Origin of the sequence: Streptomyces sp. MST-110588 (assembly GCF_022695595.1) — a bacterium.
GTDB lineage: Bacteria > Actinomycetota > Actinomycetes > Streptomycetales > Streptomycetaceae > Streptomyces.
Map to the genome: position 1 here is coordinate 1,455,263 of NZ_CP074380.1, position 21,046 is coordinate 1,476,308.

The following is a 21,046-nucleotide window of genomic DNA, read 5'->3' on the forward strand; positions in this document are numbered from 1 at the left end:
GTGTTGTCATCGCGCTTTGGAACCGTGCGGTCCGGACGGCTAGAACCGTACGGTCGAGACGACGTAGACGATCGGGTAGCCGGCCTCGTCGAGGTTGACGGTGATCGCCTGCGAGGGCTCCGGCGACGGCTGCTCGTGGACGACGCCTCCCCACTGTCTGTGCCCGCCGAAGTCCCAGCCGACCTTGGCCGCCTGCTCCTGGCTGATCGTGACCCGGCCGCTCTTGAGGTCCTTGCGCTCCAGGCCGTAGTTCTGCAGGAACAGCCGCAGGCCCAGGTCGTTGGTGCGGAACTGCACGAACAGCGAGCTGGTCTTCCAGGAGTTGGTCTCGTAGTAGTAGACCGAACTGATCTGGCCGGGGACCGGGACGTTGTACGTACGCATCTGGACCCGGGAGGGCCAGTCGTTGTAGAGGCCGGTGGACGCCGCCTCCTGCTCCTTGTTCTGGCCGCTGTCACGGCTCTGCTCGGCGGAGATGGCGATGTAGCCGGCCGGGATCGCGATCAGCAGGAAGATGACGAACGCGGTCAGCCAGCGGCGCCCGCGGGTGGGGCGGGGCGCGCCGTCGGGTGACCGGCCGGCCCCGCCGTTTCCGGTGCTTGCGGCGTTCTCGGCGTTTTCAGTGTTTCCCGTGTTTCCGGCGTTCTCAGTGTTTCCGGCGTTACCGGCGTTCTTGAGGTTGTCGGGGTTCTCGGGGCTGTCGAGGTTCTCGGTCATGGCTGGGGTGTCCGGTTCGGTCATCGCCGCCCCGCCCGTGCGTAGCGTTCGTGGCGCTCCACGCGGCGGCGGTTGGCGCGGCGGAAGCGGCGGGCGACCAGGCGGGCGAGGTCGGCGGCGCCGACCATACCGGCCTCCGGGCCGAGCTGGGCCTTGGCGATCCGGGCCTCGGGCCGGTAGCCGCGGCCGGTCAGCGTACGGCGGAAGGCGTCCCTGGCCGGGCCGATGAGCAGGTCGTCGGCGGCGCTGACGCCGCCGCCGATGACGAAGCAGGAGGGGTCCAGGGCGGCGGCCAGGTTGGCGATACCCACGCCGAGCCACTGGCCGATGTCCTGGAGCAGTTCCACGCACATCGCGTCGCCCTCACGGGCCAGCTCGGTGATCAGCGGGCCGGTGATGTCGGCGACGCGCCCGCCGACCCGGTCGATGATGTTGTACGCGACCGGCGAGTCGGCGGCGGCCAGCTCGCGGGCCTCGCGGACCAGGGCGTTTCCGGAGCTGTACTGCTCCCAGCAGCCGCGGTTGCCGCACGGGCAGCGGTGGCCGCCGGGCACGACCTGCATATGGCCGAACTCGCCGGCGACGCCGTACTTGCCGCGCTTGACCTGGCCGTCCTCCAGGATCGCGCCGCCGATGCCGGTACCGAGCGTGATCATGACGAGGTGGTCCTCGCCGCGTCCGGCGCCGAAGCGCCACTCGGCCCAGGCCGCGGTGTTCGCGTCGTTGTCGACCATGACGGGGACCGCCAGACGGCCGGCGAGCCGGTCGCGCAGCGGCTCGTTGCGCCAGTTCAGATGGGGGGCGAACAGGACGCGGCTGCGGTCGGCGTCGACCCAGCCGGCCGCGCCGATGCCCACCGCGTGCACGTCGTGCCGGTCGGAGAGGTCCAGCACCAGTTCGGTGATGACGTCCTCGACGACCTTGGGGCTCTTGGACTTGTCCGGGGTCTCGGTACGGACCTTCTCCAGGATCGTGCCGTCGGCGTCCACCACGCCCGCCATGACCTTGGTGCCGCCGATGTCGATGCCCACGGTGGGCACCCGGGGGGCGGTCAGCAGCGAGCGCCGCTCCCGCGTCCCGACCGTGCGCAGCACCGTCGCCCGCGCCGACCCCCGGTGCACCGTGTCTTTGTACGTGCTCATGCCCGCGCCCCGCAGTCCCCCGGGCCACGCCCGGCGCCGGCTGCGCCCGGGGCGGGCCGTCCGCTGCCCGGTCCGCCGCGCTCGTACGGGGGACCCGCCTCTTCGCCGTTACGGCTTGCGTTACGGTCACGGCGGCTGCGTGCTCGCAAGAGTCGTCTCGCCCCTGTGGGTCTCGGGAGGCCGGGGCCTCGGCGTGCATGGTCCGCTGCGATTGTGCCTTACCGGCGGTCCGCGTCGCATGGCGGAGCGGCGCCGCCCGGGGCCGCCGGGCGGCGCGCGGTCAGTGGGTGGGATGGCCGCCCAGGTGGCTCGGGGCGGGCGCCTGGGCCAGCTCGTGGCTGAGCTGCTCCAGCTCGCTGCCGCCCGCCATCTGGCGGGTCAGCTCCTCCAGCGCGATCTGCGATCTGGTGTGGCTGCCGGCCATCGCACCGCGCTTGAGCAGGACGAAGCGGTTGCCGACGAGGTAGGCGTGGTGCGGGTTGTGGGTGATCAACACCACGCCGAGCCCGGCGTCGCGGGCGGCGGCGACGTACTTCAGGACGACGCCGGACTGCTTGACGCCGAGCGCCGCCGTCGGCTCGTCCAGGACCAGGACCTTGGCCCCGAAGTAGACGGCGCGGGCAATGGCCACGCACTGCCGCTCGCCGCCGGAGAGGGTGCCGATCGGCTGGTCGACGTCCCGCAGGTCGATGCCCATGCGCAGCAGCTCGGCACGGGTGGTCTCGCGCATCAGCTTCACGTCGAGCCGCTTGAAGGGGCCGCTGCCCCTGGTGGGCTCGGAGCCGAGGAAGAAGTTGCGCCAGACCGGCATCAGGGGGACGACGGCCAGGTCCTGGTAGACGGTGGCGATGCCCCGGTCCAGGGCCTCGCGCGGGGAGGACAGCCGGGCGGGCTCGCCCTCGATGGTGAAGGTGCCCGTGTCGTGCTGGTGCAGCCCCGCGATGATCTTGATGAGGGTGGACTTGCCCGCGCCGTTGTCCCCGAGGACGCAGGTGATCTCGCCCGCGTGCACCTCCAGGGACACGTCCGTCAGCGCCCGGATGTTGCCGTAGAACTTGCTGACGCCGTCGAGCCGGACGAGCGCGGGCGTCCGGTCCCCTTCCGTGGACGCCCGGTCCGCTCCCGCGGGCGCCCGGTCCGGGCCGTCCGCCCGCCCGGGGCCCGTGGTGTCCTCGTCCCGGGACGTGGTGCCGCCGGCCGTCATGGTGTCCTCGGGCTGGGGTGTGGTGCCGCCGTCCGTCATGTCCTCGCCTCCGCGCGCTTGCGGACCCATGCGTTCAAGAGCGTGGCGAGCAGCAGCATCGCCCCGAGGAAGAACTTGTACCAGTCCGGGTTCCACTGGGCGTACACGATGCCCTTGCTGGTCATGCCGAAGATGAACGCGCCGACCGCGGCGCCGATCGCCGAGCCGTAGCCGCCGGTCATCAGACAGCCGCCGACCGCGGCGGCGATGATGTAGAGGAACTCGTTGCCCACGCCCTCGCCGGACTGGACGGCGTCGTAGGAGAACAGCAGGTGCTGTCCGGAGATCCAGGCGGCGAAGGCGACCCCCATGTAGAGGCCGATCTTGGTCCTGGTGACCGGGACGCCGACCGCCCGTGCGGCGTCCGCGTTGCCGCCCACCGCGAAGATCCAGTTGCCGACGCGGGTGCGCAGCAGGATCCAGGTGGCCAGGGCCACCAGTGCGAGCCACCACACGATGGTGATCTGGATGTCCACGCCGCCGACGCTCAGGTGGGAGGCGAAGACCGTACGGGCCGAGTCGAAGCCCTCCATGTCGGCGACGGACTTCGTCGAGACGGTGCCGCTGATCAGCTTGGTGAAGCCCAGGTTCAGCCCGGTCAGCATGAAGAACGTACCCAGCGTGATGATGAAGCTGGGGAGTTTGGTACGGGTCAGCAGGAAGCCGTTGAAGAAGCCGATGGCGAGGGTGACCAGCAGCGACACCCCGACGCCGACCCAGGTGTTGGCCGTCATCTGGTAGCTGAACATGGAGGAGACCAGCGCCGAGCTGACGACCATGACGCCGGCCGACAGGTCGAACTCGCCGCCGATCATCAGCAGCGCCACCGGTACGGCCATGATGCCGATCGTGGAGGAGGCGTACAGCACGGTCGAGAGGCTGGAGGCGCGCAGGAAGGTGTCGGCGGCGAAGGAGAAGAAGACGAAGACCGCGGCGGCGCCGACCACCGCGCCGAGTTCGGGGCGGCCCATCAGCCGGCGGGGCAGCGAGCGGTGCACCAGCCGCTCGTCCGGGCCGCCCTGCGGCGCGCGGTCCACGGTGGATGTGTCGGTGGTGCTCATCGGGTCCCCCGCTTGGTGTACTCGCGCAGCGCGGCGGCGTCCTTCTTGGTGATCACCTGGGGTCCGGTGAGCACCGGCCGGCCGCCGCCCAGGGCGTCGGCGTTGTACTTGTAGAGCCACAGCAGGTCCACGGCCTGGTAGCCCTGGAGGTAGGGCTGCTGGTCGACGGCGAAGCCCAGCGAGCCGTTCGCCAGGCCGTCGGCGACCTCGGCGTTGAGGTCGAAGGTGTCGATCTCGGCGTCGCTGCCGGCCTGCTGCTTGGCCTTGACGGCGGTGGGCGCGAAGGGCGCGCCGAGCGTGACCACGGCGTCGACGCCACGGTCCGCCTGAAGCTTGGACTCGATGGTGGACTGTACGTCGGGCATGTTGGTGCCCTCCACGTACAGCTTCTGCATGTCGCCCTTGAAGGTCTTCCGCGCGCCGTCGCAGCGCTGCTCGTGGCCGACGTTGCCCTGCTCGTGCAGGACGCACAGGGCCTTCTTGCGTCCGCGCTTGTTCAGCTCCTCGCCGACGGCCTCGCCGGCCACCGTCTCGTCCTGGCCGATGTGGGACAGGGCGCCGAACTGCTTGGAGACCTCGGAGCCGGAGTTGACGGTGATCACCGGGATGCCGGCCTTCTCCGCCTTGGCGAGGACGTCCTTGAGGGCGTCGGGCTTGGCGAGGGTGACGATCAGCCCGTCGACCTTCTGGTCGATGTAGGTCTGCACGAGCTGGCTCTGCCGCTGGGCTTCCTTGTCGTGCCCGTAGAGGAACTTGATGTTGTCCTTGGCGGCGGCCTGCTTGGCGCCGTTCTGGACGATGTCCCAGAACGTGTCGCCGTCGCCCGAGTGGGTGACCATCGCGAAGGTCCACCGCGGGGTGTCCACGGCGGCCCGGCCGCCGGCGGCCTTGGCGGCACGCTCGTCCTCGGCACGTTTGCCCCCGTGCTGCTGCACCCCGCCAGGGATGCGCCGAGCACTGCTGCCAGCACGGCGCTCACCGCGCGTACCCCTGTCCGAACCCTTGCCACGAGGTCTTGCCCTTCTCGCTGTCGTCACTGTGCGTTACTGTGCGTTGTGGTGCGTACGGGCGCCGACGGATCGGTCCCGGCCGCCCAAGTATCCGTTACGGCTGTTCTGGGTGGGTTCATCGGGTCCCGCGCGTGGGGGCCGGCCGGGTCCTGTACCGGTCGGTTCACCGGGTCCCGTACTCGTGCTTCCACCAGGTCCCGTGCCTGTGGTGTCACCGGCTGCCACGCCCGGTGTACGCCTCCAGCTCCGGTACGTCCGCCGCGCTCACCAGGGCCGGGCCGGTCAGCACCGGCCTGCCACCGCCCAGGACGTTGCGATTGGCCTTGTAGAGCCACAGCAGGTCCACGGCCTCGTACCCCTGGAGGTAGGGCTGCTGGTCGACGGCGAAGTCGACGTCCTTGGCCTTCAGGAGCTTCACCACGGCCACGTTGAGGTCGAAGGTGGCGATCCGCGCGCCGCTGTGGGCCTGCTTCCTGGCCTTGACGGCGATCGCGGCCATCGGCGCACCGAGCGTGACGACACAGTCCACCGTCCGGTCCGACTGGAGCCTGGCCTGTACGGAGGACTGGGACGCGGGGGCGTCGGTGCCCTGGACGCCGATGTTCTCCACCTGCCCCTTGAAGGCCGCGCGCACCGCGGCGCACCGCTCCTCCAGCGAGACGTTGCCCTGCTCGTGGATGACGCACAGGGCCTTCTTCAGGTGCCGCCGGTTCAGCTCCTGGCCGACGGCGCGGCCCGCCACGGTCTCGTCCTGGCCGATGTGGGTCAGCGCTCCGGACGCCGCCGAGAAGCGCTCGCCGGAGTTGATGGTGATCAACGGGATGCCGGCCTTCCTGGCCCTGGCCAGGACGTCCTTGAGGGCGTCGGGCTTGGCGAGGGTGACGATCAGCCCGTCGACCTCCTGGTCGATGTAGGACTGGACCAGCGCCGCCTGCTCGGCGCCTTCCTTGTCGTTGGCGTACAGGAACTTCACGTTGTCCTTCTCGGCGGCCCGCTGGGCGCCGTTCTGGACGATGTCCCAGAAGGTGTCCCCCTCACCGGAGTGGCTGACCATGCCGAAGGTCAGCCGCTGGGTGCCGGCCAGGGCACCGCTGCCGCCCGCCGCCGAGGGCCGTTCCTCGGCGCCCTTGCCGCCGGAGCCACTGCACCCGCCGACGGCGGCCAGCGCCGCGACCGCCGCCGTCAGGAGGGCGGCGTGGCGCAGGCGGGGACGCGGCCGGGACCGGGGCCGGGGGCGGCGCGGGCGGCGCTCGGTTCGGGCCGTGTCCGGCTGTGCGGTGCGCATCGGTGGACCGCCTTCCGTCCCCGCCGCCCGGTTGCGGCTGGGGGAGTTTCTAGCGGCGCGCGACAAGCCACGTCAATACTTTGTCAGAACATTCTTACCGCCGTATTTCACGGCCGTACGAGCAACTGGAACTCGAAGGTGTAGCGCGAGGCCCGGTAGACGTGCGAGCCGAACTCCACCGCCCGGCCCGTGTCGTCGAACGTCGTACGCCGCATCGTCAGCAGCGGTGCGCCCTCGGCCTCGTCCAGCCGCCCGCCCTCCTCGGCGCCGGCGGCCCGCGCCCCCACCGCCTGGCGGGCGCTGTGCAGGGTGATCCCCGCGGCGCGCATCAGCCGGTACAGGCCGGTCTCCTCCAGCTTGGCGGTGTTCAGGTCCAGCAGCCCGAGGGGAAGGTGGTTGCGCAGATGGGCGACGGGTTCGCCGTGCGTCAGCCGCAGCCGCTCGACCAGCGCGACCTCCGTGCCCTCGGCGACGCCGAGGGCCGCCGCAACCTCCGCGGTGGCCTCGGTGGTGGTGTTCAGCAGCACGCGGGTGGCCGGCTTCTGCCCGGCCGCCTCCAGGTCGTCGTACAGGCTGCTCAGCTCCAGAGGGCGCTTGACCTGGCTGTGTACGACCTGGGTGCCGATGCCGCGCCGACGGACCAACAGGCCCTTGTCGACCAGCGACTGGATCGCCTGCCGGACGGTGGGGCGGGACAGGCCCAGCCGCCCGGCCAGCTCGATCTCGTTGCCGAGCAGGCTGCCGGGAGCCAGCCCGCCGGTCTCGATGGCGGCTTCCAACTGCTGGGAGAGCTGGAAGTACAGCGGGACCGGACTGCTGCGGTCCACGCTGAACTGGACGGGGCCCTGGGCGCCCGCGGAGTCTGTGTCGCGTTTCCCCACGCTGGGGAGGGTATCCGCCCGGGTCCATGACGGGAAGTCCAGAGGTCACATTGTCCGGACAAGGGGTACGGCCACGGTACGGCGCGGTGGCGAGCTGAGCGGCCCGCGCGGTGCGGCACGCCGGTGCGACCCGCGCGGTGCGGCGCCGGTGCGGCACGAGGCACCGGATGCCGGAGCCCGTCGGCCGGGCGGGTCCTCAGCCCGTGAGGGCACCGTCCGCCGTGCTGTCTGCCGTGGCGTTGGCCGCGCCTGCCGCCGTGTCCTGCGCCGCCCCGGCCCAGCGCACCGGGAGGTGGTGGGTGCCGCGGATCAGCATGCCGGTGCGCCAGCTCAGGGAGGCCGGGTCGGTGTCCAGGGCCAGGACCGGGCAGCGCTCCAGAAGGGCGCGGATGGCGATACGGGCCTCCATACGGGCCAGCGGGGCGCCGAGGCAGAAGTGGATGCCGTGGCCGAAGGCGAGATGGCCGCGGGTCTCGCGCCGGATGTCGAAGTCGTCGGCCGCCGGGAAACGTCCGGGGTCGCGGGAGGCGGAGGCGAGGACGGCCAGGACGGCTTCACGGGCGGGAATCGTGGTGCCGCCGATCTCCACCTCCTCGGCCGTGAAACGCAGGGTGGCGCTCTCCACCGGGCCGTCGTAGCGGAGCATCTCCTCCACGGCGTTGTCCATCAAGGTCAGGTCCGCGCGCAGGGCCGCCAGTTGGTCCGGGTGCCGCAGCAGCGCCCGTACCCCGTTGGAGATCAGGCTGACGGTCGTCTCGTGGCCGGCGACCAGCAGCAGGAAGGCCATACCGACCAGTTCCTCGCCGGAGAGCCGGTCGCCGTCCTCGTCGCTGGTGCGGATCAGCGCGCTGAGCAGGTCATCGCCGGGCGTGCGCCGCTTGTGGCCGATCAGGGTCTCCAGGTACCCGGCCATCGCGACGGTGGCGGCCTGCAGCTCCTCCTCCCCCGTCGGCGCCACGAACTCGCTGGACCAGGCGCGGAACTCCGCCCGCTCCGGGGCCGGCACGCCGAGCAGTTCGCAGATGACGGTCATGGGCAGCGGGAAGGCGAGCGCCTCCACGAGGTCGGCGCGCCCGTCCGGCGCGGCGAGCATGGCGTCCAGCAGCTCGTCGGTGATCTCCTGTACGCGCGGGCGCAGCGCGTCGACCCGTCGGCTGGTGAACTCCCTGGCCACCAGCTTCCGCAGCCGGGTGTGGTGCGGAGGGTCGGCGTCCAGCATGTTGGTGAACAGCGGCGAGTCCCCGGTGTCCGGCCACCGGCCGGTCGCCCGCCAGTCCTTGTTCAGACGGGGATCGGCCAGCGCCGCCCTGGCCTCGTCGTGGCCGACGACCAGCCACATCTCCTCGCCCTCGGACAGCCGGGCCCGGTGCACCGGCGCCTGCGCGCGCAGCTTCGCGTAGTACGGGTACGGGTCGGCGACGAAGTCCGGTCCGTACGCTTCCAGGTCAACGATGTCCGACATGGTGACACCCGCCCCTCGTGTTGGTTGCGGTCACCGTAGGCACCGGGTGATCACAGAGGCATCGGCCCTGCGGAGGAGACGGACCGCGCCGCATCCTCCGTCGGTAGTGCTGCGCTCGCTGTAGGAAGAAGGGAGCCAGAGGGAGGAGAGGGGGGAGAGCGAGGAGGGAAGGGAAGGAGAGGGCCGGACGGATGGCGTCAGACGCCGGCCCGGTCCCGCGTCGGCTCCCGTACAGCCCGTCGTCGTCAGCCCCCGTACAGCCCGTCGTCGTCCGCGCCGGACGCCGGGGCGGCGTCGGCGAGCCGGGCCAGCAGGTCGGCGGCCCGCTTGGAGACCGTCTCGCGGTCCCCCTCCGAGAGCGCCGCCCCCATCCCCACCGCGACCGCCCCCGCGGCGATCCACTCCGGGGCGCTCTCGACGGAGACACCGCCCGTGGGCAGCACGGCGGCCTGCGGGAGGGCCGCCCGCACGTCCTTGAGCCATCCGGGGTGACAGGCGGAGGCGGGGAAGAGCTTGACCGCGTCCGCGCCCAGCTCCAGGGCGCGCACCATTTCCGTGGGCGTCGCCACGCCGGGGAAGACGGGGACGCCGTAACGGTGGCCGGTACGGATGACCTCGGGGTCCAGGCTCGGCGAGACCAGGAAGCGGGCGCCCGCGTCGACGGCCATCCGCGCGGAGGCGGCGTCCAGGACCGTCCCGGCGCCGATGACCGCGTCGTTGCCCAGCTCACGGGCCAGGGTCGTGACGGCCTCCAGCGCGAAGGGGGTGGTCAGGGATATCTCCAGGCTGGTGATCCCGGCCGACAGCAGGGTGTCCGCGGTCGCGCTCGCCTCGTCGTAGGTCTCGCTGCGGACAATGGCGAAAACGCGCTGCGCCAGTGCGGCCCGGGTGATCTCCCAGCGGTACACGGCAGTTCGCCGCCCTTCCTTGTCTCCATCGCCCTGCGCGCGATGTCGCCGTCGCTGTGTCCCACGCACGACACAGCGCTTCACGGGCAGCACGCCGTCGCCGGTGACCCTTTCGTGGTCCCTTTGCCACCGATGCCCGCCCATTGGTCGTATCCACCGAAACGCTACCGGCATCCACTGACAATGCGTCGGCTGGGGTACTCACGGCGTGCTCACTTCCCCGCATTCCGCACCCCGCGAGCCGGGAAGGCATCGGCGCGGGAGCACGGCCGCGGACCCCGTACAAGGACACGGTAAAGCCGTACGGCGGGCCGCGGGCCCCGGAACGGACGGGGAACCGGAGCGCACATCCGGCCACCGGAACGCCTGAGCGGCGGTGACCGGGGCACCGGGTGCGGTGCTCCGGCCACCGCCGCGGCAGCCGTATGCGGGTCTCAGCGGCCCTGGTGAACCCGGCGCGGACTCAATGGCCTCGGCGGGCTCAGCGGCCTCAGTGGCCTTGGCGGCCTCAGTGGCCTCGGCGGGCTCAGCAGGAGAAGTCGACGCGGGCGAAGGACCTGTAGTGGTCGGAGGTGTAGTAGTCCTCCTGGTCCTGCGCCCCGGTCACGATGCGCCGGGCGCCACGGTCGGGCGAGCCGGGGGTGATGACGGTGTATTCGTGGTAGTAGCCGGACGTCTTCCGCGGCAGGGCGCCCTCACGGTTGGAGAAGACGGTCCCGTCCTTCGGGAAGGGGAAGGGGCCGCCTTCGTCGATGAGCTTCAAGGTGTCGTGCGCCTGGGAGGGCAGCCTGGACTCACAGATGCGGCCCACGGAAGCGGCGCGCACGGCGGCGGTGTGCGGCGCGGTCGCGTACGAGGTGGTCCGGTAGGAGGCGGCGGCATGGGCCGCGGGAGCCGCGTTCGCCGTGCCGGGCAGGGCGGCGACGGCCGGGGCGGCGGCGAGCAGGGCGGCGCCCAGGAGGCCGAGGGCGCGGTTACGGATGGTCCGAGGGGGGTTTGTCATGCGACCACCATGACGCGCGTAGACAGGTACCTGTCAATGGCGGTCGGCGGGAGTTCCCCCGGCGTTCACAAGATCACCCCGAACGGCGGAGCGGAAGACACCCGTCCGTCACATTCACGCCGGCGGGACACGTCACTTGGAACGAGGCCCACCCTCCGGGCATCCCACGGGCTGACTTACCTCTCAGGCAAAACTTTTGCCCCAGAGGTCAAAGCTGGCTATACCGGATACATGACCGAGCCGTCCGGCGACCCGGCCGCCGACCTCCTCGCGGAGCCCGGCCCGGGGCCCGCCCCGCACTCCCCCGCGCACCCTTCGGCACCGGCCGCCGCGGACCCGCCGACCGATCCGGCCGCGGACCTTCCCTCGGTCGCGCCCCGACTGCGTGACCTGCGGCAGCGCAGCGGTCTCACCCTGGAGGCGGCGGCCCGGCGGGTGGGGCTCTCGCCCGCCCACCTCTCCCGGCTGGAGACCAACCGCCGCCAGCCCTCCCTGCCGGTGCTGCTCGCCCTGGCACGTACGTACGGAACAACGGTATCCGACCTGCTCGGTGAGGCCGCGCCCGAACGGAACCCGATCGTGCGGGCCGACCGTACGGAACCCTCCGAGGCCGGCGGCTGGACGTACTGGACCGTCGGCGCCGCCGGGCGGGCGATGCAGGCCCTGCGGGTGCACGTCCCGCAGCGGGCACAGGGCGACCTCGTACGGGTACATCCGGGCGAGGAGTGGCTGTACGTCCTCAAGGGACGGCTGCGCCTTATCCTGGGTGAGGCCGTCCATGTCCTGGAGCCCGGTGACGCCGCCCACTTCGACTCGACGACCCCGCACCGCATCACCGCGGCCTCCCCCGGCGGCGCGGATCTCCTGTTCGTCCACACGCTGCTGCGCAGTGGCGCGGCCGAACTGTGCCTCGGTGACGCCGTACCGCGCCGCGGCCTGTGACCATGGAAGGAACCCCCGCCGTGCCCGACACGACCCGTCCCCCGGCCACCGCCGCCGGCGCCCCTGCGGACGTCCCGACGAACTCCACGCGCTCCGTGCCGCCCGCGGGTTCCTCCATACCGGAGGCCCGGCGGAGCGCGGAGAGTACGGACAGTGCGGAAAGCACGGACCGTGCGGTGAACGCCGAGAGCGCCGAGAGCTCCACGTCCACCCGGCCGCCCCACACCACTGAGCCCCCGGCCGGGACCCCGGCACAGGCCGTCGCCGCTCCCGGCCGTAAGTACGTCGAGGACAAGCCCTCGCGCGGCCTGTATTGGCGCGTCTTCATCTACGTCGTGGCCACCCACGTCCTGCTGGCCTTCATGAGCCTCATCGTGATCATCGCCAAGTCCCGCTGAGCGGTCGGCCGCGGCCGTTCTCCGGGGAGGCCCGGGTACGAAACGCCGGAAACGTAAGTGCCGGAACGGACGGAGCCGTACGGGGGCGGGAAAAGCGCCCCGTTCCGCGTCACGGGGCGTCTCCGGCAAGGCGGGAAGTCGGTGACGCCCGGCCGTACCACCACTCGCGGTCCGTCCACCGTGGCACACCCGGCCCATGGGCGCGCCTGCGGACCGCCCGGCGCCGGGACGTCAAGCGGCGGTTGGCGCCGTACACATCCGCCCTGATTCGCACGGCGCGCGCCCTCGCCCCCTTTGCCGGCCCGAGGGCTCCGGTAGCTTTCCTGCCGCACGGATCCATGGCACTCGCCACCAGCCGATCTCGACAGAGGAAGGCACGGACATGGCCAACGTTCCTGTGGAGCCCGGGGTCTACATCCTCGGCGCGCACATCGGATTCCGCAGCGTGCTGACGCCTGCCGGGCACGCCATCGACAAGGGCGTTCCCGTCATCACCCAGCCCGAGATGCAGCCTCCGCTCCACCAGGCGATCATCATCCAGCCCGCAGGGCAGGACAGTTACTACCTGAGCCTGTTCGTCAGGCCGCAGGTCAAGATCGTGTACTCGGACGACAAGGTGTTCGCCAACGCCACCTCGCCCGTCCCGTGGACCTTCGACCCGTCCATCCGGGGTCTGAACATCGTCTCCGACAAGGGCCTGGCCATCCGCGCCGACTACCCCGGCGCGCAGTTGCGGCTGACCCAGCAGGAGGACATTCCCGAGGACACCTGGTCCCTGATCCACCTGCACCTGCCCATCCCGCCGGAGATGTAGCACCCGGCCGGACCACGGGGTTCCGGCGCCCGGTGCTCCCGGGCACCGGAACCCTTCGTGCTGCCGACGGCGACACATGCCGGTCGCGCCGTCTGCCGGTCAGCCATGTGCCGGTCGCGTTATTCGCCGGCGCTCTCCTCCGCCGCCCACACCGCCGCCGTGCGCTTGACGAAGTCGGTGAAGTCGCGCGGCTCCCGGCCGAGCACCCGCCGGACGCCGTCCGACAGATGGGCGTCCAGGCCGTCCCGTACGACGCCCATCCAGGTGGCCAGGGCTTCGGCGAGTTCGGCCGGCGCGCCCTGCCCGGTGAGCAGGCGTACGTACTCCTCGCCCGACACCGGTACGTACCGGATGTCCCGGCCCGTGGCCCGCGCGATCTCCTCGACGGCCTCGCCGAAGGTCATGGAACGGGACCCGGACAGTTCGTAGAGCTGCCCCTCGTGCCCGTCCTCGGTGAGCGCCACCGCCGCGACCTCGGCGATGTCCTCGGCGTCGATGAACGGGGACCTGCCGTCCCCGGCGGGCAGCCGCAGCTCACCGCCGATGACCGGATCGCGCAGATACGCGTCCTCGCTGAAGCCCTGGGCGAACCAGCTCGGCCGCAGGATCGTCCAGTCCGCTCCCGACTCGCGGACCGGCCCTTCGACGTTCAGCTCCTGGGGCACCGCGGTCACCCCGCGGGCGGAGAGGAGCACCAGCTTCCGTACGCCCCTGGGGACCGCGAACTGCGTGAAGGCGCGCATCCGTGCCACGGCGTCCAACTGCTGGGAGTCCACGATGTACGCGGCGCACGCGCCCTCGACGGCCGCGGGCCAGGTGCTCTCGTCATACCAGTCGAAGCGGACGCGGCCGGAGCGGGAGGCCGCGCGGGCCACCGCGCCGCGCCGTTCCACGTGTTGCGCCACCCGGCGGCCCGTCTTGCCGGTGCCGCCCAGGACCAAGATCTCTTTATCTGCCATGCCGTGAAGTCAACCGCCCGGGGATGAGACGGACCATGGCTGAAGATCTCCGTTCCATATTCATCCGTCTCAGCGGCGGTCTACGCTGACGGATGTGGACGCTCTGACCAGCCTTCTGCACGAAGCCCGTGCGCGCGGCGCGCAGATCACCCGGTCCGTGCTGGAGGCGCCGTGGTCCCTGCGTTTCACCGACGGCGCGCCGCTGACGCTGATCACGCTGTTGCGCGGCAGCGCCTGGATCATCAAGGAGAGCCCTGGGCACGGGGCCGGGGCAGGGCGCGCGGAACGTGCGGGGCGTGCGGACCACGCCGGGCGTCGCGAGGCGGACCACGCCGGGCGTCGCGAGGCGGTGGCCGAAGGCTCTCGTGGGCCGTTGCTCATCAAGCCCGGCGACATGGCCGTCGTACGGGGACCGGGCCCGTACGTCATCGCCGACGACCCGGCCACCGCGCCACGGGTGGTGATCCACGGGCCGGACCGGTGCACCACCCCGGACGGCAGGGACATCACCGCGGAAATGGCGCTGGGCCCACGGACCTGCGGCGAGCGTTCCGCAGACTCGGCCGTCCTGCTCGTCGGCAGCTACCAGGCGGACGGTGACGTCTGCGACCGCCTGCTGAGTGCGCTGCCCGACGTGCTGGTGGTGCCCGACGAGAGCGAGCACTGTGCCGTCCTGGACCTGGTCGCCGCCGAGCTCAGCCGGGACGCGCCGGGCCAGCAGGCCGTACTGGACCGGATGCTGGACCTGCTGCTGGTGGCAACGCTGCGCGAATGGTTCGAACGGCCGGAGGCACACGCCCCCGGCTGGTACCGGGCGCTGGACGACCCGGTCGTCGGCACCGCGCTGCGCCTGCTGCACGACGATCCGGCGCGCCCCTGGACGGTGGCGACGCTGGCCGCCGAGACCGGGGTCTCCCGCGCCTCGCTCGCCCGGCGCTTCACCGCGCTGGTCGGCGAGCCGCCGATCGCCTATCTGACGGACTGGCGCATGGCCAAGGCCGCCGATCTGCTGCGCCGGCCGGATGTGACGGTCGGCTCGGTGGCCCGTCAGGTCGGATACGCCAACGCCTTCGCGCTCAGCGCCGCCTTCAAGCGGCTCCGTGGCCTGAGCCCGAGCGAACACCGCGCGGCCGTACGTGCCGTACGTCCATGAGCTCCAAAGGAGACCGACACCATGACGCCGACACCCGGCCCCCCTCCCGACGTCCCCGAGCCCGCCGGCATCCCCGGAACACCCGGAGCGGCCGTGCCCCCGGGGACGACGGCCGCCGGTCTGCTGACCGCCGTCATCCAGGAGCTCTCCCCGGACGCGGACGCCAACCGCCTCCTCCCGCGGATCGCCGCGGGCGAGGCGCCCCGGGAGGTCTTCGCGGCGTTCGTCCTCGAACAGCGCCACATCCTCGCCTCCGACCGCCGCAGCTTCCGTCACCTGGCCCGGCGCTCCCACCTGGAGCCGCCCGTGGCGTCCTTCTTCCACACCCTCGCCGAGGGCGAAGCCCTGGCCCTGGGCAAGCTGGAGGGCCTGGCGGCGGCCTGTGCCCTGTCCCGGGCCGACCTGGCCGCCCACGAGCCGCGGGCCGGCTGCCAGGCGTATCCGTCGTACGTGGCGTGGCTGGCGCTCGGCGCCGAACCGGTCGACGTCGTGATCGCGCTGACCGCCAACTTCGCCGCCTGGGGCAGCTACTGCGCGACCGTCGCCCGGGCCATGCGCGAGCGGTACGCCTTCCCCGACGACGCCTGCGGCTTCTTCGACTTCTTCGCCGAACCCGACCCCGCCCTGGCTGAACGGGCTCGCGCCGCCGTCGAGCACGGCCTGGCCGCGGGCCGGGTGACGCCCGCCTGTGCCCGCCGGTACGGCCGCCTCCTCCAGTCGTACGAGATCATGTTCTGGTCGGCGCTCTCCCCTTGACGCGCCCTTCTCCGCAGGCGAGTCAGGGCAGTCAGGAGGCGAGCGGGCGGGTGAGGAGGGTGCCGGTGGGCGCGCCCACCGTGCTGCCGTCGTAGATGCGCCGGCCACGCAGCCAGGTGGACCGTACGACGCCGTGCAGGGTCCGGCCGGCATAGGCGGTGATCTTGTTCCGGTGCTGGAGCCCGGCCGGGTCGACGGTGAAGGTCTCCTCCGGCGCCAGGACCACGAAGTCGGCGTCCCGGCCCGGTTCGACGGCGCCCTTGCGGTCCAGGCCGGCCAGGGCCGCCGGAGCGGTGGACATCCAGCGGGCGACGTCCTCCAGGCCGTGCCCGCGCGCCCGTGCCGCGCTCCAGACGGCGGGCAGGCCGAGCTGGAGGGAGGATATGCCGCCCCATGCGTCGCCGAAGTCCGGGGTCTTCAGGTCGGGGTGGAGGGCGAGTGGTCGGAGACGACACAGTCGATCGTGCCGTCGGCCAGGCCCCGCCACAGCGCTTCCTGGTTGGCCGCCTCCCGGATGGGCGGGCAGCACTTGAACTCCGTCGCGCCGTCCGGGATCTCCTCGGCGGTCAGGGTGAGGAAGTGCGGGCAGGTCTCGGCGGTGATCCGTACGCCTTCGGCCCTGGCGGCGGCGATCAGCGGCAGCGCGTCACAGGAGGACAGGTGCAGTACGTGGACGCGGGCGTCCCGCTCCCTGGCGAGGGCGATGAGCAGGGCGACGGCGTCGTTCTCGCCGGCGCGCGGGCGTGAGGCCAGGAAGTCGGCGTACCTGGGGCCCCGGGGCGGCGGCGCGGCGTCCAGGCGGGCCGGGTCCTCGGCGTGCACGATCAGCAGGCCGCCGAAGCCCGCGATCTCACCGAGCGCGACCGCCAGTTGCTCCCGGTCCAGCTCCGGGAACTCCTCCACGCCCGAGGGCGACAGGAAGCACTTGAAGCCGAAGACCCCGGCGTCGTGCAGCGGGCGCAGGTCCTTGACGTTGCCGGGGACCGCGCCGCCCCAGAAGCCGACGTCGACGTGCGCCTTGGGGCGGGCGACCGCGCGCTTGGTGTCCAGGTGGGCGGTGGTGGTCGTCGGCGGGATGCTGTTGAGCGGCATGTCCAGCACGGTGGTGACGCCGCCGGCCGCGGCGGCGCGGGTGGCGGTCCAAAAGCCCTCCCACTCCGTACGGCCGGGGTCGTTGACATGGACGTGGGTGTCGACGAGGCCGGGCAGCAGGGCGTCGTCCCCGAAGTCCTCGACCCGGGCGCCGGGCGGGGCCGGGGTGTCGTACGGCAGCACCGCCGCGATCCGGCCGTCCCGGACGGTGACGCACGCCGCACGCGTGCCCTGCGAAGTGACGACCCGCGTGGAACGCAGCGCCAGTCCTGCTTCGGACACCCGGTCCTCCTCCTCGAAAAGGCCAAGCGAGCAAAACTTCAACAAACCGTTGAAGAGTTTTCCCCCGCCTTCCCGCGCCGTCAAGGGGCGTGGACAGCGCGCCGCTTCAGCGAGTTCCACGGAACGAAGGACCGCTTTCGCCATGCAGAACAGCCGGTGTGTCCCCGGGAACGGACCGGTAGGCTGCTCCGGATCGGTCCCGGCACCCGCAAGACCGAGCCGCGTCCGACACCCCCGCCCGAAAGGAACGCGACGTGCCGTCGTCCAGCGCCAGCACTTCCGCCGCCGCAGCCCCGTCTCCGGCGAAATCCGCCGCCAGGCCCGCAGCCGGCGGCGGCAGCGGTGGCGTCCAGTCCCTGGAGCGCGCCTTCGACCTGCTGGAGCGGATGGCCGACGCCGGGGGTGAGGTGGGTCTGAGCGAGCTCTCCGCCGGCAGCGGACTGCCGCTCCCCACCATCCACCGCCTGATGCGGACGCTGGTCGTCTGCGGCTACGTCCGCCAGCAGCCCAACCGGCGCTACGCCCTGGGCCCCCGCCTGATCCGCCTGGGCGAGAGCGCGTCCCGGCTGCTGGGCACCTGGGCCCGGCCCTTCCTGGCGCGGCTGGTCGAGGAGACCGGCGAGACCGCCAACATGGCGCTGCTGGACGGCGACGAGATCGTGTACGTGGCACAGGTGCCCTCGCGGCACGCGGTACGGATGTTCACCGAGGTCGGCCGCCGGGTACTGCCGCACTCCACGGGCGTGGGCAAGGCGCTGCTGGCCAACCACCCGCCCGAGGAGGTCCGGGCCCTGCTCAGCCGTACGGGAATGCCCGCCGCCACCGAGAAGACCATCACCGACCCGGACCGCTTCCTGGAGGCGCTCCAAGAGGTACGGCGGCTGGGCTACGCGGTGGACGACAACGAACAGGAGATCGGCGTCCGCTGCATCGCCGTCCCGGTGCCCGACTCCCCCACCGCCGCGGCCATTTCCATCTCCGGGCCGACCGGCCGCGTCACCGAAGCGTCGATCGAGCGGACCGTCCCGGTCCTCCAGCACCTCGCCTCCGAACTGTCCACCGCCCTCACCACCCAGAACCCGTCCTGACCCCCTGAACCCGTCCTGAAGCCGACCTGAACCCGGACGGCGCCCGGCCGAGGGTGGCCCGGGCGCAGTCCCTGGGGGACGGGGTCAGTTGTTCTCCTGGGCTGTCACGGCGTTACGCCATACCGTGACGTCGACCGTCATGTACTTGCTGGGGTCCGACTCGGGCGCGTACCCCTTGACGGTGATCAGGGCGAGGTGCCCGGCGTTCGTGGTCAGGCACATCTGGGCGCCCCGGCCGAGGCGCTTGGTGGGGATCTTGGTGGTGAAGCGGGTTTCGTTGCGGCAGGTCTCCAGGCTGCCCTTCTGACCCGGGTTGAGCAGGACGAGCTTTCCGGTTTCGGTGGAGACCTCGTCGTCGCTGTAGCTGTTGTCCTGGTAGACGAAGTCCCGGTCGGTGTCGTGGTCGGCGTCGGTGGGCCTGAGCTGCTCGTCGGAGAGCGCCAGGTGGTACTCGTCGGCCACGTTGATGCTCTTGTGCTCGGCGGCGGCCGGGTCGGGCAGCGGGGAGGCCGGAGGCTGCTGGCTGCCCGACGGCGAAGGCGTGCCGGTGGCGGGGCCGGTGGGCGCGGTGGTCGGCTGCGTCTTCGTGGTGTTCTTCGTGGTGCCGGTGGCCTGCGCGCTCTTCTTGCCGTCGTCCTTCATGAAGTAGTAGACGGCGCCGCCGCCCGCGCCCGCGAAGGCCAGCAGCCCGATCAGGACGAGTGAGACCATCAGGCCGGTGCGCTTCTTCTTCGGCTGTCCGTCCGGGGACGTGACGGCGGACACGGTGGTGGTGCCCGGGGCCGCCGGAGTCCCCGGGGTGCCCGGGGCCGGGGGTACCGGTCCGGTGGCCGTCGGGGCGTAGGCGGCTGCCGGCCCGAACCCGGTGGGCGGGGTCTGCGGAGTGCTCAGCTCGGTCGGGGACGGCTGCTGGGGCACCTGAACCGGCATGTTCGGACCCTGGGCGCCCTGCGCGGCAGCGGCCGGAGGAGCCGTGGGCGGCGCCGGCGGGACGGCGGGCGTCTCCAGCGGGGGCGGCGGGGTCGGCGCGGGCGCGGGGGCCGCCGCACGGCCGGTGATGTCGGCGGCGACCGCGGTGGGCAGCCAGTCCTCGGGGCGGCGCAACTGCGTCTGCCCGGAGGCCGCGCCGCACAGGGCGATGACGTCCGCGACGGACGGCCGGCCTTCGGGGTCCTTGGTCAGACACCGGGTGACCAGCTCCCGCAGTTCCTCCGGGAGCCCGTCCAGGTTCGGTTCCTCGTGGACGACGCGGTACAGGACGCCGTGCGAGGTGCCCTCGCCGAAGGCCGGGGTGCCCAGCGCCGCGTACGCCGCGACCTGGCCGAGCGCGAAGATGTCGGTGGCGGCGGTGACGGCGCGCCCGGCGGCCTGCTCGGGCGCCATGAAGGTGGGGGTGCCCACCGTGACGCCGCTGCTGGTCAGGGACGTGGCGTCGGCGGCGCGGGCGATGCCGAAGTCGATGACGCGCGGGCCGTCGGCCGCCAGCAGGACGTTGGAGGGCTTCAGGTCGCGGTGCACGATGCCCGCACCGTGGATGACCTGGAGCGCTTCGGCGATGCCGGCGACGAGCAGCAACACCGTCGGGACCGGCAGCCGCCCGTGCTCGGCGACGGCCGCGGCCAGCGAGGGCCCGGGGACGTAAGCGGTGGCCAGCCAGGGCGTCGGGCCGTCCGCGTCACTGTCGATGACGGGCGCGGTGAACAGCCCCTGTACGCGCTGTGCGGACTGCACCTCCTGCTTGAAGCGCCGCCGGAACTCGGCGTCCTCGCTGAACTCCGGCCGGATCACCTTGATGGCGACGGGCCGGCCGCCGGGCGTGTAGGAGAGGTAGACCTTGCCCATACCGCCGGCGCCGAGCCTGGCGGTGAGACGGTAGCCCGCGATCACCCGCGGGTCGTCCGCCGCCAGTGGCGAGAAGATTCCGGCCGAATCCTGGCTCTGCATCAACTACCGTCCCCCGGCTCGCATATCACCCGTCGAGCCGCGAATCGGCACACGACAGGCAGGATTTCCATGATTTTCCGCAACGGGGCAGAACTTTATCCGGCCCACACACCGCCCGGTGACATCCCCCACGCGGGAGGGCGGACCGGGGCGGCCCGACCGGGGGTGCCGCCCCGGTGATGCGGTAAGCAGGGCGCATGTCTCATACACACGCACACACGCGCACCTCGCAGGAACGGGACCGGGCGGGCGGGGCGCCCCCGGGACCGGTCGCCGGGCTGCTGCTGGCGGCCGGGGGCGGGCGGCGGCTGGGCGGGCGGCCCAAGGCGCTGCTGGGGTTCCGCGGGCGTCCGTTGGTGGAGCACGCGGCCCGGGTCCTGCGGGAGGGGGCTGCGCGACGGTGCACATCGTGCTGGGGGCGGCTGCCGATGCCGTACGGGAGCGGGCGGATCTGTCGGCGTACGGGACGGTGGAGAACCCGGACTGGGCCCGGGGCATGGGGACGTCGCTGCGGGCGGGGCTGGCGTCGCTGGCCGGGTCGGGGGCGCGGGCCGCGGTGGTCGCGCTGGTGGACCAGCCGGGGATCGGGGCGCAGGCGGTGGCGCGGGTGGTGGCCGCGTACGAGGGGCCGCTGAGCCTGGCCGCGGCGGCGTACGAAGGCAGGCGCGGGCATCCGGTGCTGTTCGGCGCCGGGCGGTGGGCGGACGTGGCGGCGAGTGCGCGGGGGGACCGCGGGGCACGCGCGTATCTGGAGGAGCACGCGGCGGCGGTCCGGCTCGTGGAATGCGGGGACGTGGCGCAGGCGTACGACATCGACACCCCGGGGGACCTGTTCCGGCTGGATTCTTCTGTGCGGGGCGGGAGTTGAGATGGCGACAGGGGGAATGGCACGGGGAGTCAGACGAT

At 72.3% G+C, this 21,046-nt stretch carries 17 protein-coding genes and 3 pseudogenes; 7 read left to right on the forward strand and 13 right to left on the reverse strand.

Features of this window, described 5'->3' with window-relative positions; translation table 11 throughout:
• Positions 1 to 39 precede the first annotated feature (39 nt).
• The 10 genes and pseudogenes from KGS77_RS06525 to KGS77_RS06570 form a co-directional block, all read right to left on the reverse strand.
• Positions 40 to 717 (reverse strand): hypothetical protein, encoded by a 678-nt coding sequence (locus KGS77_RS06525; RefSeq protein WP_242579373.1) that lies wholly within the window; start codon positions 715 to 717, stop codon positions 40 to 42.
• 20 nt (positions 718 to 737) lie between these two features.
• Entirely contained in the window at positions 738 to 1,859 is a 1,122-nt protein-coding gene (locus tag KGS77_RS06530) for an ROK family glucokinase (protein ID WP_242579377.1), read from the reverse strand.
• 280 nt (positions 1,860 to 2,139) lie between these two features.
• Positions 2,140 to 3,102 (reverse strand): ATP-binding cassette domain-containing protein, encoded by a 963-nt coding sequence (locus tag KGS77_RS06535; protein ID WP_242579378.1) that lies wholly within the window; start codon positions 3,100 to 3,102, stop codon positions 2,140 to 2,142.
• Entirely contained in the window at positions 3,099 to 4,163 is a 1,065-nt protein-coding gene (locus KGS77_RS06540; protein WP_242579379.1) for an ABC transporter permease, read from the reverse strand. Before KGS77_RS06540 ends, KGS77_RS06535 begins: the two co-directional genes overlap by 4 nt.
• Positions 4,160 to 5,133: pseudogene (locus tag KGS77_RS06545) on the reverse strand (sugar ABC transporter substrate-binding protein). Before KGS77_RS06545 ends, KGS77_RS06540 begins: the two are co-directional and overlap by 4 nt.
• A gap of 251 nt (positions 5,134 to 5,384) precedes the next feature.
• The gene (locus KGS77_RS06550) at positions 5,385 to 6,458 is read right to left on the reverse strand and encodes a substrate-binding domain-containing protein (RefSeq protein WP_242579380.1); all 1,074 of its coding nucleotides are present in this window, start codon (positions 6,456 to 6,458) and stop codon (positions 5,385 to 5,387) included.
• Between the two features lie 107 nt (positions 6,459 to 6,565).
• Positions 6,566 to 7,339, reverse strand: a complete 774-nt coding sequence (locus KGS77_RS06555; RefSeq protein ID WP_242579381.1) for a GntR family transcriptional regulator — start codon at positions 7,337 to 7,339, stop codon at positions 6,566 to 6,568.
• A gap of 196 nt (positions 7,340 to 7,535) precedes the next feature.
• Positions 7,536 to 8,801: a cytochrome P450 gene (locus KGS77_RS06560; RefSeq protein ID WP_242579382.1), complete on the reverse strand. Its 1,266-nt coding sequence runs from the start codon at positions 8,799 to 8,801 to the stop codon at positions 7,536 to 7,538.
• 245 nt (positions 8,802 to 9,046) lie between these two features.
• Positions 9,047 to 9,709, reverse strand: a complete 663-nt coding sequence (gene eda, locus KGS77_RS06565; protein ID WP_242579383.1) for a bifunctional 4-hydroxy-2-oxoglutarate aldolase/2-dehydro-3-deoxy-phosphogluconate aldolase — start codon at positions 9,707 to 9,709, stop codon at positions 9,047 to 9,049.
• A 526-nt stretch (positions 9,710 to 10,235) separates the two neighbouring features.
• Positions 10,236 to 10,712, reverse strand: a complete 477-nt coding sequence (locus tag KGS77_RS06570) for a ribonuclease domain-containing protein (RefSeq protein WP_242579384.1) — start codon at positions 10,710 to 10,712, stop codon at positions 10,236 to 10,238.
• 231 nt (positions 10,713 to 10,943) lie between these two features.
• Here KGS77_RS06570 and KGS77_RS06575 point away from each other — a divergent pair, with 231 nt between their 5' ends.
• From KGS77_RS06575 to KGS77_RS06585, 3 genes are all read left to right on the forward strand, one after another.
• Complete coding sequence (locus tag KGS77_RS06575; protein ID WP_242579385.1) at positions 10,944 to 11,654, forward strand: XRE family transcriptional regulator; 711 nt, start codon at positions 10,944 to 10,946, stop codon at positions 11,652 to 11,654.
• Positions 11,655 to 11,674: 20 nt separating this feature from the next.
• Complete coding sequence (locus KGS77_RS06580; protein ID WP_242579386.1) at positions 11,675 to 12,052, forward strand: DUF6126 family protein; 378 nt, start codon at positions 11,675 to 11,677, stop codon at positions 12,050 to 12,052.
• A 382-nt stretch (positions 12,053 to 12,434) separates the two neighbouring features.
• Positions 12,435 to 12,866: a hypothetical protein gene (locus tag KGS77_RS06585; RefSeq protein ID WP_242579394.1), complete on the forward strand. Its 432-nt coding sequence runs from the start codon at positions 12,435 to 12,437 to the stop codon at positions 12,864 to 12,866.
• A 119-nt stretch (positions 12,867 to 12,985) separates the two neighbouring features.
• Here the strand turns inward: KGS77_RS06585 and KGS77_RS06590 are convergent, their stop codons facing one another.
• Positions 12,986 to 13,825, reverse strand: a complete 840-nt coding sequence (locus KGS77_RS06590; protein WP_242579395.1) for an NAD(P)H-binding protein — start codon at positions 13,823 to 13,825, stop codon at positions 12,986 to 12,988.
• Positions 13,826 to 13,919: 94 nt separating this feature from the next.
• On the opposite strand from KGS77_RS06590, the gene KGS77_RS06595 reads away from it, so the two are divergent.
• Positions 13,920 to 14,978, forward strand: a complete 1,059-nt coding sequence (locus KGS77_RS06595) for an AraC family transcriptional regulator (protein ID WP_242579396.1) — start codon at positions 13,920 to 13,922, stop codon at positions 14,976 to 14,978.
• Positions 14,979 to 14,999: 21 nt separating this feature from the next.
• Positions 15,000 to 15,734, forward strand: coding sequence for a transcriptional regulator (locus KGS77_RS06600; RefSeq protein ID WP_242579397.1), 735 nt, complete (start codon positions 15,000 to 15,002; stop codon positions 15,732 to 15,734).
• 31 nt (positions 15,735 to 15,765) lie between these two features.
• Here KGS77_RS06600 and allB read toward each other — a convergent pair.
• Positions 15,766 to 17,108: pseudogene (gene allB / locus KGS77_RS06605) on the reverse strand (allantoinase AllB).
• A 254-nt stretch (positions 17,109 to 17,362) separates the two neighbouring features.
• Between allB and KGS77_RS06610 the strand changes: the two are divergent.
• Entirely contained in the window at positions 17,363 to 18,196 is an 834-nt protein-coding gene (locus KGS77_RS06610) for an IclR family transcriptional regulator (RefSeq protein WP_242579398.1), read from the forward strand.
• A gap of 84 nt (positions 18,197 to 18,280) precedes the next feature.
• On the opposite strand, the gene KGS77_RS06615 is transcribed toward KGS77_RS06610, so the two are convergent.
• Positions 18,281 to 20,140, reverse strand: a complete 1,860-nt coding sequence (locus tag KGS77_RS06615; RefSeq protein ID WP_242579399.1) for a serine/threonine-protein kinase — start codon at positions 20,138 to 20,140, stop codon at positions 18,281 to 18,283.
• Between the two features lie 278 nt (positions 20,141 to 20,418).
• On the opposite strand from KGS77_RS06615, the pseudogene KGS77_RS06620 reads away from it, so the two are divergent.
• A pseudogene (locus KGS77_RS06620) lies at positions 20,419 to 21,008 on the forward strand (nucleotidyltransferase family protein).
• The last annotated feature ends 38 nt before the right edge of the window (positions 21,009 to 21,046 follow it).